Annotated in this window: 19 protein-coding genes; all 19 read right to left on the minus strand. The window is 34.4% G+C overall.

Annotation, left to right across the window (positions count from 1 at the left end):
- Positions 1-63 precede the first annotated feature (63 nt).
- Positions 64-564 carry a hypothetical protein gene (locus ABYK33_RS09630; RefSeq protein ID WP_373032948.1) on the minus strand — a complete coding sequence of 167 codons (501 nt, stop codon included), beginning with the start codon at positions 562-564 and terminating at the stop codon, positions 64-66.
- Positions 565-654: 90 nt separating this feature from the next.
- A complete protein-coding gene (locus tag ABYK33_RS09635; RefSeq protein ID WP_373032949.1) occupies positions 655-927 on the minus strand; it encodes a hypothetical protein in 273 nt (90 codons plus the stop codon).
- Positions 928-1,003: 76 nt separating this feature from the next.
- Entirely contained in the window at positions 1,004-1,330 is a 327-nt protein-coding gene (locus ABYK33_RS09640) for a hypothetical protein (RefSeq protein ID WP_373032950.1), read from the minus strand.
- A gap of 229 nt (positions 1,331-1,559) precedes the next feature.
- On the minus strand, positions 1,560-1,874 hold the full coding sequence (locus ABYK33_RS09645) for a hypothetical protein (protein WP_373032951.1): 315 nt from the start codon (positions 1,872-1,874) through the stop codon (positions 1,560-1,562).
- 111 nt (positions 1,875-1,985) lie between these two features.
- On the minus strand, positions 1,986-2,426 hold the full coding sequence (locus ABYK33_RS09650) for a hypothetical protein (protein ID WP_373032952.1): 441 nt from the start codon (positions 2,424-2,426) through the stop codon (positions 1,986-1,988).
- A 99-nt stretch (positions 2,427-2,525) separates the two neighbouring features.
- Positions 2,526-3,068, minus strand: a complete 543-nt coding sequence (locus tag ABYK33_RS09655) for a hypothetical protein (protein ID WP_373032954.1) — start codon at positions 3,066-3,068, stop codon at positions 2,526-2,528.
- 109 nt (positions 3,069-3,177) lie between these two features.
- Positions 3,178-3,495, minus strand: a complete 318-nt coding sequence (locus tag ABYK33_RS09660; protein WP_373032955.1) for a hypothetical protein — start codon at positions 3,493-3,495, stop codon at positions 3,178-3,180.
- A gap of 88 nt (positions 3,496-3,583) precedes the next feature.
- Positions 3,584-4,081, minus strand: coding sequence for a hypothetical protein (locus ABYK33_RS09665; protein WP_373032956.1), 498 nt, complete (start codon positions 4,079-4,081; stop codon positions 3,584-3,586).
- 39 nt (positions 4,082-4,120) lie between these two features.
- A complete protein-coding gene (locus ABYK33_RS09670) occupies positions 4,121-5,494 on the minus strand; it encodes a radical SAM protein (protein WP_373032957.1) in 1,374 nt (457 codons plus the stop codon).
- Positions 5,491-6,204, minus strand: a complete 714-nt coding sequence (locus ABYK33_RS09675) for a hypothetical protein (protein ID WP_373032958.1) — start codon at positions 6,202-6,204, stop codon at positions 5,491-5,493. Before ABYK33_RS09675 ends, ABYK33_RS09670 begins: the two co-directional genes overlap by 4 nt.
- Positions 6,205-6,300: 96 nt before the next feature.
- Complete coding sequence (locus ABYK33_RS09680; RefSeq protein ID WP_373032959.1) at positions 6,301-6,783, minus strand: hypothetical protein; 483 nt, start codon at positions 6,781-6,783, stop codon at positions 6,301-6,303.
- Between the two features lie 105 nt (positions 6,784-6,888).
- On the minus strand, positions 6,889-7,317 hold the full coding sequence (locus ABYK33_RS09685) for a hypothetical protein (protein WP_373032960.1): 429 nt from the start codon (positions 7,315-7,317) through the stop codon (positions 6,889-6,891).
- A 103-nt stretch (positions 7,318-7,420) separates the two neighbouring features.
- Positions 7,421-7,882: a hypothetical protein gene (locus ABYK33_RS09690; protein ID WP_373032962.1), complete on the minus strand. Its 462-nt coding sequence runs from the start codon at positions 7,880-7,882 to the stop codon at positions 7,421-7,423.
- Between the two features lie 28 nt (positions 7,883-7,910).
- Entirely contained in the window at positions 7,911-8,282 is a 372-nt protein-coding gene (locus tag ABYK33_RS09695; RefSeq protein ID WP_373032963.1) for a hypothetical protein, read from the minus strand.
- Between the two features lie 75 nt (positions 8,283-8,357).
- Positions 8,358-9,188, minus strand: coding sequence for a hypothetical protein (locus ABYK33_RS09700; protein WP_373032965.1), 831 nt, complete (start codon positions 9,186-9,188; stop codon positions 8,358-8,360).
- Between the two features lie 111 nt (positions 9,189-9,299).
- Positions 9,300-9,554: a hypothetical protein gene (locus tag ABYK33_RS09705; protein WP_373032966.1), complete on the minus strand. Its 255-nt coding sequence runs from the start codon at positions 9,552-9,554 to the stop codon at positions 9,300-9,302.
- A 99-nt stretch (positions 9,555-9,653) separates the two neighbouring features.
- Positions 9,654-10,037, minus strand: a complete 384-nt coding sequence (locus ABYK33_RS09710) for a hypothetical protein (RefSeq protein ID WP_373032968.1) — start codon at positions 10,035-10,037, stop codon at positions 9,654-9,656.
- A 77-nt stretch (positions 10,038-10,114) separates the two neighbouring features.
- Positions 10,115-10,711: a hypothetical protein gene (locus ABYK33_RS09715; protein ID WP_373032970.1), complete on the minus strand. Its 597-nt coding sequence runs from the start codon at positions 10,709-10,711 to the stop codon at positions 10,115-10,117.
- Between the two features lie 104 nt (positions 10,712-10,815).
- On the minus strand, positions 10,816-11,133 hold the full coding sequence (locus ABYK33_RS09720; protein ID WP_373032971.1) for a 4-fold beta flower protein: 318 nt from the start codon (positions 11,131-11,133) through the stop codon (positions 10,816-10,818).
- Between the last annotated feature and the right edge of the window lie 191 nt (positions 11,134-11,324).

Consider the following 11,324-nt stretch of genomic DNA (forward strand, 5'->3'; position numbering starts at 1 on the left):
TAACGTTTAAACTCACCAATATGAAATCCGCGTGCGGGGTTCATATTGGCGTGCAGAGATTTGTTAGGTAGAACTTTCTTCTGCATTTTTTCTTTTCAACATTTCTGAGAATCTTTGATTCCCTACTATATTGAAACCGATAGTGTAAAAAATTAGCATCCATAATATCATTGGAATGGAGAATATTCCTGAGCTTGAGCCAGGACCTTTCAATACACCATATATTACTAAAGTATAAAATGACAATAGACCCAAGTGCCCTATATAAATTAAAAAGACGCCAAGTAAAAATTTATTACTTGGTTGATCTATAGATTGAATATTTTTTCTTTTTTCGCGACGGATAATAAGATATAAGAAAATTAAGTAGCCTATCATGGCGGCTGCTACAAAAAGTACTTGGTGAGTATTGAGAAAAGAATCAAGGTCTTCGCTTATTAAACGATTAGGAATATTAGCGAGAAACGCGAACGGTATTGATCCAAAAAACACATACAGAAGCGGTGACAAACCAAAGATTGTTATCCATTTTGCATAGTTATAAGCTATTTCTCTATTATTCATGTTCTACCTTTACAAAATTTATATACCTAACGTTTAAAATGAGCAATCAAAAAGCCGCCCGCGGGTTTTTGATTGGTCTCCTTTGGTTTGTTATAGGCTATCAAGTCTCTGCTCCAAATAATGTCTAAGTTTTTCTGAGACCTTTAAACCTAATAAGTGATGATCACTAGAGTCTTCCATATATAAAATTAGTTCACACTCGGAATCTAAACCATTCAACATTTCATCCCATTCTTTGCCGAGTCCTTCCAAAGCTGACCCATGAGCGCAAATGTCAGATTGAAACTCTTGCAAGGACAAATCGTTTTGTTCATATTTTCTACAAACTTCAAGTAATCTGTTCGCTATTGATATGTTACTCATTCACTTTGTCCTATAACGTTTAAAATGAGCAATCAAAAAGCCGCCCGCGGGTTTTTGATTGGTCTCCACTGATTTGTTATAAGTTTGAAGATAATTGCGCATTTATACTCTCTATAAAATCTTTTACAAGATTAGGATTCCAATATTTGGCATTGATTGTACGCGTAGTCAAATCATTAAAATGCAATATCAATTTTTTCTTTCTGTACTCAATCTCTTTTAATGTATTCATATCAAAAGATTCTCTTGAATCCGGACGATCTCCAGAAACATAAATTAATTGACCCTCTTTCAATTTAAGAGTTGTATAGCGTCTTGTCCAAGCGCCTTTTTCTTGTGGAGACCATGTTTCATCTGGAATATCTGCTTTACTACCCAAAAATAGGAAGGCAACAATTGACATTGTTAAGTAGACTCCAAAATACGACAAGTCTTCTATATAAGCATAAATAGTAAAAATTATAATACTAATGCACATCAGTACCATCAAATTCTGATCCCGATTAATTATGCGAGTTGTAATTTCTAAATCAGGTTTCAAGTGCATTGTAATGTTCTGCTCCTATGTCTTATAACGGTTGACTTGAGAAATAAGTTGCCGCTAGAGCAACTTATTTCTCTCCAAAGTTTTGTTATAAGTTTTTAAATAATTGTTCTTTAACATAAATGGCTCCTGCTTCTTTTTGCATTTCTTCCCATGAACTAAATGATGTATTCTCAACAATAAACTCATTCCACTTGTCATCTGGAATTGCTTCAAAATCTTCTTTACTTTCAACTGCAAAGCCACTTTCATTAAACAAATGTTCTATATCATTAAAATTTGAACATTTTGATATGAACTTTGGAGTCATTAAATCTTTTAATTTTACTTGATTTGTTCCGCTCATTGCTTCGGCATTTTTTGCCAGTTTTTTCAATCCATCTGTATTCGACTTAACTTTCATAATAGTACTCCTTTAAATTGTGTTAACTTATAACGTTCGTCGTGAGCGATAATTTTCCGCTCGCGGTAAATTATTGCGTTCCACGTATTTGTTATCTTTTTGGTCAAACAATTACATAGTTTTAGTAAGTTCGGTTGAACTTGCGATATAGTCATTATTAACTTTTGTTATTGAAATATGTAATCTATTGAAACTGTATGATCCATTTACAGTAAGAGGAAATGTTTCAGGCAATCTTTTTTGTACAAATATCCACTTGGTAATCTCATTTTTCACAACCTCTTGACATAACTCATGAATATTTTCAGTATACATATTTTTATTAGCGTATAAGACGAGTTCGAAGTTCCAACTTGCTTGAACCTTCTTCCCAACGATAAATCCTAACCAAATTTCTTTTCCAGAATCGTCTATTTGGTCATGTGGTGAAACTCCGTAGTAACTAAAGGTTCCTATCTCAGAATTATTTTCAGATAGTTCTTTCAACTCTTTTCGAGAAAATGAAAATGAGTAGCTTTTTGCTACATTATGTTTCAAGTTGAACTTACTCATAATCTATTTCCTTTTGTAAGATAACGTTTGAAATGAGCAATCAAAAAGCCGCCCGCGGGTTTTTGATTGGTCTCCTGTGGTTTGTTAAACCTCTTCATTTCAAGACCAGCGCCACAAACCGATAAGCCCCAATACAACAGAGAAATATCCAAAAATTGGCGAATGCTTTTCAAAGAATTTGGTAATTGGATCACTACCCACTTGTTTTTTTGAAAGTTCTACGACTTTGTCATAATCGTCTTGAAGTAACAGTCGGCTTATTTGTTCAGTTTTGATGGCGTATACACCAAGTGTGATTGCGAAGAGAGTTGCACTTTTTGCGAAAGCATCTCTAACGCATACGGGCTTTAGTTCTAATCCAACAATCAAACTGTAAGCGATATAAATCAAAAACACAATAAGAGTTGGTCCAAATATGAATAAAATAACTTTCATATTGGCTTTTTGAAAAAGTTTTTTATCTTCCGTATTTTCTTTTAGATGTTGAAAGAATTCTTCTGACTCTTTTGCTGCTTTTTGCTGTGACTCTGGATAAAAACGTCTCATGTATTTTAGGAGTGGTTCTAAAGCTAGTGCGAATAGGAACAGCGCTATAAAGTAAGGGTTGGTGATCAGCCAAATAAAGTCATCCCAGCTATTCATGTTCAAATGCCTTTTTGTAAGTTTAACGTTTAAAATGAGCAATCAAAAAGCCGCAGGCGGGTTTTTGATTGGCTCCTCTGATTTGTTATGTTGGTTTCTCGACCTTTGTCTAGTTAATTTGAACAAGATTACCGTAATCATCTCTTTCATAGTTTGGTATTCTAATTTCTGAATAATAATCTATGAGATCAAAGATGTCTTCTTTGATTTTAAGATCTTGTGTATTTTGAAATTCATTTTGCAGCCATTCAAAAATTTGATTTTTATAAGATAGCTTATATTGATAGTAAGGATCTAGGTACCTATCTAAACACAGAAGTATTGATCTTTTTTCCTCATGATTATGTGAGTTGTAATATGAGATAATTGCCTTAAGGCTAGACTCTACAATATTACAATGGTTTTGGTCATATTCTGCGTAATCCATTCATATCCTTTCTTAAACATAACGTTTAAAATGAGCAATCAAAAAGCCGCCCGCGGGTTTTTGATTGGTCTCCTTTGGTTTGTTATACCTAATATATTTTCAATATCGTAGAGTTTGATACTCTTTTTCCCGAGATATTGTCAGTTACCGTTGCTGCAATCGTGTAATTTCCTGCTGGATCTGATGTTTCAAAAGTCATATCCAAGATAGGATCTGCAATGATTATTCCCTTGTCCCCTAAAACTTTCTGCTTGTGTACAGCCCATTTTTTCTCATTTAGCAAGACGCTGCCAACCGGAGATGTTACTTGCACTGAAACGACAAAATCTACTTCTTGGTTCAATCTGCTATAGCCAGTGATTGCAAACCCAGCGTGTACCATTTGATTGAACTTTGCTTTGTTGATTTTCGTAATAATTGGCGCATGAGATGCAGGAGTTCCTACCCATTCTTCAATAAATTGAGGTGAATCTGTAATGAATATGGTCACATCAAGATCACCTGGCGAATTGACTTTCATCGATTCTAAGGCAAAGGAGCTATGCGGAAAAAAGATGAGAAGCGCAAGCATAATAGACTTAATCATGTAGTTCCTTTTTTGCGGTATAACGTTTAAAATGAGCAATCAAAAAGCCGCTCGCGGGTTTTTGATTGGCTCCACTACTTTGTTAGACAAACGATTAATATTTGAGTGTTTTAATTTCCGTAAATTTGATCTAAACTTTTGTCTACGTAACATTGTACGCTCTTCATTGTACAATTCATTAATCAACCACTTGAAATGATTTTGAAGTTCTTTAACACTCATGCTATCTGGTTTGAAGTTAACATCAAACAATGTACACGTTTCCCAAGCTCTTTCATCTAGAAGTCTAGCATTTGATTTTAACCTATCATAAAGCGGTGTTCCGGGAAATGGCGTTTGTATAGTAATTTGAACCTCATACATTGTACTTTCCTGTACAAAATCAAGTACTTCTTGAAAACTGTTTACATCTGTACCGTCTAAGCCTAAAATAAAGCAACCATTTACGGTAATTCCATAGCTTTGAATTTTTTTGATAGCATCCAGGTTTTTTTCTATCTGACGAGCTTTCCAGTTAGAATGCAATTCAAGCCCGTCCAAACTTTTTTTGCTTGGACTTTCTAACCCAATTAGTACCTGCGCACAACCGCTTTCACGTAGAAGCATCAGTAACTCATCATCTTCAGCTATCGATATATCAGTTTCAGTGAACCAACGAATATCTTCTTTTGTAAGAGCCCTTAGTAGTTTTTTAGCATGCGTTTTATTGGCGAAGGTATTATCGTCGGCAAATTCGATGAATGGTTTTGGCCAGAGTTTTTTTATATATTGAATTTCTTCAATTACTTTTTCAACAGGCTTAACTTTAAAATGTGGGGTCAGAAGGATTGATGAGGCACAGAATTCACAATTATGGGGACAACCGCGTTGTGTCTGAACAGTCAAACGATTGTATTTATTTATATCCAAGAGATCAAACCTCGGAATGGGTGCATTTGACAAATCGAAGTTTTCACCCCTCATATCATAAACACTTTGCAGACAATTATTTTGCAGATCACGTGTGAGTGTCGGCCAAGCCAGTTCACCTTCTCCAAGTACAATGGCATCGGCATGTATACTGGCTTCCTCTGGCATAGCATTCACATGCAGGCCTCCCATGATAACCTTTGTACCTTTTTCTCTGTATTTGTCCGCCAAGCAATAGGCTTCTTTGATCTGTGCTGTGAAACTTGAAATTGCTACTGCATCAAATTGTTCAGGCACTTCATCCAAGTCATTGAACTTTTCTACTTCACAATACTGAACCTCGATCTCTTTTGGAGTGAGTGCGGCTAATGTGAGAAGGCCTAAACTCGGTAATGACGCGATGACCTTACCCCGTTCTACAAAACCGGGTAGAGTCAGTCCCAATTCTGTTAGCTCCTCATTCAAAGCTCTTACACCGCTCATGGCAATAAAGCCGAGCTTCATAATGAATGCTCTGTTTTATCAGCTGTTTTAGCTTTTTGGTATCCGATTACGAGATAAGCTATCATCAAGACAGGCGACAACATCACCGATAAGGTAGTAAGCAATATTAAAATACTGTATGCAGCGTCATTTGCAGATCGTTCGTGTTCTGCAAGTCCTGCCATTAACTTAAAAACGACATGCTCCAAATTTAACATTGTAAGGCCTGTAATAGTAATAACTATAGGCAAAAGTGTTGCTACTACTATAGCAAGACCACTGAGCTTTGCTACGCGCTTCAAGTACAAGAACAATAAAATGACACGCCAAGTAGCAACAACTGCCAGAAACCATACATTCATCGTTTGTGAAGTGGATAAAGAGAAATACCTTTCTACGGGTATCGCATAAAGTATACCTGTTGGAGATGTCATTCCAACAAATATTAATACATTTTTATAGCTCCAATTTTCCGGTTTTAATGGCTTGATAATGGCCCAGAGTAATAGAGCTAAAACAAAGATATATATTACCGAGCCCAGACCAAGATATTGCCATAAATCGGCACGAGGGTTATCCCAGTATCTACCCACACCAGCTAGCCATGTTGTCAATAATGCAAAAATTAAATAGTAATTTCCCATTTCTTTTAGATTCGGTTTTACATCTTGGAAGAATAAGAATTTTAATTCAGTTTTGAAGAGCTCTTTTAATTTTTCTTTTTTTGTCATTATTTTCAGTCCAAGTATATTTGTGTCTAACGTTTAAAATGAGCAATCAAAAAGCCGCCCGCGGGTTTTTGATTGGTCTCCAATGATTTGTTAGGCTTACAATTCGCTTTGTTGTAATTCAATAGATTCAAGAGTCCCTCCATTTATCGCGCAGAAATTAAAAATAAAATGAGTGTCTACGATATCAGGTTGATTACAAAGGTAGATAATTATTTTGTCCTTATCTGTTGAATCGAGTAATTTGCTAACTTTTTCATATGACATGCCTACTTTAATACCATACACGCTTTCATATTTAGCGTTGTATGTTTTTATATAGGAAACGCCACCTATGTTGGCAACAAATAACTTAAGCCCTTTATACTGAAGAAATTCTCCAGCATTTTGTCCGCTAGAATCTCTATCATGGTCAAGTGTTACAAAATCAGGTTTGCCTAGTTTCTCTATAACGCTTTCTTTAGAATCACCGGGCATGACACCTGCTATTTGTGCTAATTTATTATCTATGCATACACCTTGAGGCTGTGCATTACTAATAACGCTAAAGAGCAAAACTGATATGAATATGAGTGTTTTCATTTTTTAGCCTAACGTTTATCTTCAGCCAATGCGAAACCGCTCGCGGATTCGTATTGGCTGCTAGAACTTGTTATGATGTCTTGTTGCCACTTCAAATTAAATATGTTACTGGCATATTGAAGATAACATTGTATTTATAATAATCTCATCATTTGGAAGAGTAACTACAATATTATGTTCTTTTATTGCTAGTGTTAACATAGACTGTTGATTTACAACTTGTTCTTCATATGCATATGTACATTTATCTTCAAAAGTTTTAACAATTACTGTATCTGGTAGTTTAGTAAAATCTTCTTTACCATAGTTTATAAGGACTTTTGTATTATCAATATTTGTTAGCATGTAATGCTGAACAGGTTCGTCTGATAGTTTGTTATCTGTAAAAAAAGACATAAACATTAACGAATCTTTGATGTTGTTCCAACCTTCTGGCTTTTCAAAACATTTAGACTTTAGACATAAAGTATTAGTATAAAATGCACCAATGACTTTATCAATGTAATATGTTGTCTTACCAAAGGTAAATATCATTAGGATAATTATTAATACACTCAAAAATGAAATGAAGTTTTTAAATATTTTATTTACTTTCAGGTTCTATCCTTAATTGACTCATAACGTTTAAAATGAGCAATCAAAAACCCGCAGGCGGCTTTTTGATTGGTCTCCAATGTCTTGTTAGGTTTTTAAAGTCATTGTAATCGTATACTTGAGTTTCGACATCCATTTCAAGCAATCTTTTACGTGCCCTTCTATCTTCTGACACAAATATATCAGCTTTATTTACTGCGAAATCAACAATGATCGCATCTTTGATTTTAATGCTATTCCCCTTATGGCACTCGTATATATTTCCATCTCCATAGCACCCTTCACCATATTTAGTATGCCCATAAACTGCAACTAAGTCGAGATGTTCTTCTGCCTGAATCCAATCAGGTATTCCTTTAAATGGGCTATCTTTCAATTCATCAAGCAGTGTAATTGGTATCAAGACTTTCCAGTCTTCTTTTTCAATTAAAGATGTCAAGAGAGTAAGGCACTCACTGTCTTGAGCCAAAATGTCATAAATGTTACAGTCAAGAACAATTTTCATTTATACACCTAACGTTTAAAATGAGCAATCAAAAAGCCGCCCGCGGGTTTTTGATTGGCTCCTGTGCTTTGTTAGCGGTATCGGCTAAACATTTTCGTTCATATACATATAAAAGCAAGTAAATCACTGCTGCGAACAAGTGTGCAACAAGTCCAAACATTGCCCATAGAATGTATTTTTGATTCTCTTTTTTTGCGACATTTAATAACCAAACTGCAACGACGATATGATGCAAATATTTCGAAAGTATTGTCGTCACTGTCAAGCTTAATTTGACTGCAAATGTCATATTTTCAATGGTCTTGAAATAATCAAACAAATATGACCCGACTACTGAGGCAAAAATAAAAACCGGAATATACCAGTACAGTAATGTTTCAATGTCTTTTCGTAAATTCATTTGTACCTCTAACGTTTGAATAGAACGAATAAGTGACCGCTAGGTAACTTATTCGCTCCTATGTTTTGTTAAGTTTTAAAATATAAATTCTTCAGCAAGACTTTTTTCATAGTCTGTAACTGTATTTTCCTCTTTATTTGAATAATTTTTCATTAATTTTTCTAAGAGAATCCAATTGTTTTCTACCCATATAGAAAGAGAGTCTATATTCTCTATAGGTATGCTAAATTTATTTATATTTCCATTGATGATGCCACTATCAATTAAATTTTGAAGTCCAGATTGATATCCAGATGGAAGGTTATAGCTTGATTCATATTCTTCTAATTTATCGATAGAAGTAATTTTCTCTTTAATTATACATGCTAAAACAAGATAATGAGCTGGAAAATCTCTCCATTCTAATAATTGTTCCTTTACTGTTTTAGGGAGTTTGAATGAGCTTGATAGATCTATGGCAGTCTTTTTCATATTCGATATTTCATTTTTAATATCAGTTATTGTTTTTTCAATAGTTTTGTCATTCGGTAAGCTTGAATTAGATAAATTTTTAATTTTTTCTTCAACCATTGTGGATAGATTTAATTCTGTTTCTGACAGTTTTGCTTTAAGAGTATTTTCAATGACTTCTAAACTTCTATCTTTTTCAATTTCATCTAGAGATACTCCATATTGGTTTTGGTCTAATATTGAGTCTAACATTTTCGATGAAAAATCTTTTTGATGTGTAAGACTGACTTCCATTAATGATTTTAATTCATTAGAAAGGTCTTTTACTGAATCAAGAGCATCATTAGATTTATCATTAAATCTCAGACTTAACCATATTGAAAAACCTCCAAGTCCTAATGATAAAATTCCTAATCCAATTGTTATTGCTAAATTTATAATATCAAATGTTTCCATTATTTAAAATCCTTTTACATTCATGTACTTAACGTTTAAAATGAGCAATCAAAAAGCCGCCCGCGGGTTTTTGATTGGTCTCCTCTGATTTGTTATGTGTTTCCGGTCTTTTCATGTTCGGAACAATACAAAATAAATCAGGACTAGAAGTGCCAAGAATACAACACCCACCTTGTTGCCGATAATATCCATTCGAGACACATCGTACCACTTGTCTTTGAAATGCCTGGTTGTATCGTCATTTGGAACGCTGTCTTTTTCACCATATTTTTTGTTCCAAAAAATAAAAAATACAATAGACAAGACTGCTACTGCCAATATGGTTTCTTTATTCTCATACAATAGAGTCAGTCCACTTAATTTCATTGTCTTATCCAATTGCCCTTTCTGTCACATAACGTTTAAAATGAGCAATCAAAAAGCCGCCCGCGGGTTTTTGATTGGTCTCCTTTGGTTTGTTATGTGTCATTCGCCTACCAATTTCACTTTGAAGTATTGTTCGGCTTCCATTGCAACATCCACATCTGTCTTTACTCCTTCAGAAACCTTGTACTGACCTGACGGCTTGACGAATATGATCCCAACATCACTTGCCACATCGCTCGCTCCAAGTTCAATAGTGTAGTCAGGCTTCTCTATTTTAATAGGCAATTGCTCAGCAAGAAGCACGTCAAACCCTTTTTTTGTAAGAAAGTCATTCAGTTTGTCATAGTAAAAGTAGAAATCCTCATTAGTTTCTTCATCCGATTGCTCTGTACTCGTAATGTTAAAGAAAACTATACTTCCCACTGATTCGGCTTGAGCTTGCAGCATAAACACAATGCCAATGAGCATAAGTAACTTTTTCATGTCATCTCCCATGGCACATAACGTTTGAATATAGCCAATAAATTGCCGTTAGGTAATTTATTGGCTACTATGGTTTGTTATATCTTTTTGACTTTTTTCACTAAAAAACGATTCCAATATTCAGTATAACTAATATTTGGAATGATATAAAAAATCAATGAAGTAGTATCCAGTCTATTGTGTACATATAAATAATCATCAACTTTATATATTGTTCCTTTAAGTGTATTAAACCCCGGATTCGGAATTTTACGATCTAGCTGTCCACTGTGTTTTTGAAGTATAATCTCAAGCCCTTTTTCTGTACATGAGTATTGAGATGGTTCAAATTGTTTCATTGCAACACGTTTACCATCAATACTATATTCAATATATAAAGTTTTCTTAGTATCAAAATGAATTTCTATCTCTCGTGATATAACAGTTTTATCCTTATGCCTAATATTTTCATGTGGTAATCTAAATGCCCAAACACTTGGAGGATAGGCTCCTGAATGATTAGGTTCGCCGTCAAGATATGTACCTGTTATTTCGGTGCATTTTTCTATATCGTTTAGACCTTTAGGCCAATCTTTCCATTCTCTATACATATATTCAGGGGTTGTATTACCAACACACGCGGAAAAAAACAATGCCAAAATTAATAATAATATAGTGCGTATATTGATAGACATAGCTAATGTTCCTTATTTGTTTCTTTTTTAAATATAACGGTTAAATATAGCCCAATAAATTGCCGCCAGGTAATTTATTGGTTACTATGTTTTGTTATATAGTTTTAGTTGTCTTCATTCTGAAAATCATCAAGAGCATCTATCCAACCCATGCGTCCCATCTTCCCCATTTTATTCATTGGGGGCATTGGCGACATAGGAGACATTGGTGTCATCTTTGGCATTTTTGACATAGGCTTCATTTTACTAGTTTTTCTCAATATATAGTTTTCTTCAACTTGTTCTCCAATATAATGCCCATCTTTATTCCAAACGGTTCCATCATTATCAATCCAACCTAAATAATCAGAGGTCGCACTAAAGAGATTGCCATTTTTAATGAAACCGAAATATGTTCCATTCCAATGAAATATTTTTATCATTTTTAATCCTTTATATATAACGTTTAAAATGAGCAATCAAAAAGCCGCCCGCGGGTTTTTGATTGGTCTCCTTTGGTTTGTTATGTGTCATTCGCCTACCAATTTCACTTTGAAGTATTGTTCGGCTTCCATAGCAACATCCATATCTGTCTTAACTCCTTCAGAAACCTTGTACTGACCTGACGGCTTGA

The organism is Sulfurovum sp., assembly GCF_041562805.1.
Classification (GTDB): domain Bacteria; phylum Campylobacterota; class Campylobacteria; order Campylobacterales; family Sulfurovaceae; genus Sulfurovum.

Coding starts and splice junctions, on each gene's coding strand:
- ABYK33_RS09630 (WP_373032948.1), bottom strand. CDS start 564: ATGAATAATAGAGAAATAGCTTATAACTATGCAAAATGGATAACAATC.
- ABYK33_RS09635 (WP_373032949.1), bottom strand. CDS start 927: ATGAGTAACATATCAATAGCGAACAGATTACTTGAAGTTTGTAGAAAA.
- ABYK33_RS09640 (WP_373032950.1), bottom strand. CDS start 1,330: ATGTCAATTGTTGCCTTCCTATTTTTGGGTAGTAAAGCAGATATTCCA.
- ABYK33_RS09645 (WP_373032951.1), bottom strand. CDS start 1,874: ATGAAAGTTAAGTCGAATACAGATGGATTGAAAAAACTGGCAAAAAAT.
- ABYK33_RS09650 (WP_373032952.1), bottom strand. CDS start 2,426: ATGAGTAAGTTCAACTTGAAACATAATGTAGCAAAAAGCTACTCATTT.
- ABYK33_RS09655 (WP_373032954.1), bottom strand. CDS start 3,068: ATGAATAGCTGGGATGACTTTATTTGGCTGATCACCAACCCTTACTTT.
- ABYK33_RS09660 (WP_373032955.1), bottom strand. CDS start 3,495: ATGGATTACGCAGAATATGACCAAAACCATTGTAATATTGTAGAGTCT.
- ABYK33_RS09665 (WP_373032956.1), bottom strand. CDS start 4,081: ATGATTAAGTCTATTATGCTTGCGCTTCTCATCTTTTTTCCGCATAGC.
- ABYK33_RS09670 (WP_373032957.1), bottom strand. CDS start 5,494: ATGAAGCTCGGCTTTATTGCCATGAGCGGTGTAAGAGCTTTGAATGAG.
- ABYK33_RS09675 (WP_373032958.1), bottom strand. CDS start 6,204: ATGACAAAAAAAGAAAAATTAAAAGAGCTCTTCAAAACTGAATTAAAA.
- ABYK33_RS09680 (WP_373032959.1), bottom strand. CDS start 6,783: ATGAAAACACTCATATTCATATCAGTTTTGCTCTTTAGCGTTATTAGT.
- ABYK33_RS09685 (WP_373032960.1), bottom strand. CDS start 7,317: ATGATATTTACCTTTGGTAAGACAACATATTACATTGATAAAGTCATT.
- ABYK33_RS09690 (WP_373032962.1), bottom strand. CDS start 7,882: ATGAAAATTGTTCTTGACTGTAACATTTATGACATTTTGGCTCAAGAC.
- ABYK33_RS09695 (WP_373032963.1), bottom strand. CDS start 8,282: ATGAATTTACGAAAAGACATTGAAACATTACTGTACTGGTATATTCCG.
- ABYK33_RS09700 (WP_373032965.1), bottom strand. CDS start 9,188: ATGGAAACATTTGATATTATAAATTTAGCAATAACAATTGGATTAGGA.
- ABYK33_RS09705 (WP_373032966.1), bottom strand. CDS start 9,554: ATGAAATTAAGTGGACTGACTCTATTGTATGAGAATAAAGAAACCATA.
- ABYK33_RS09710 (WP_373032968.1), bottom strand. CDS start 10,037: ATGAAAAAGTTACTTATGCTCATTGGCATTGTGTTTATGCTGCAAGCT.
- ABYK33_RS09715 (WP_373032970.1), bottom strand. CDS start 10,711: ATGTCTATCAATATACGCACTATATTATTATTAATTTTGGCATTGTTT.
- ABYK33_RS09720 (WP_373032971.1), bottom strand. CDS start 11,133: ATGATAAAAATATTTCATTGGAATGGAACATATTTCGGTTTCATTAAA.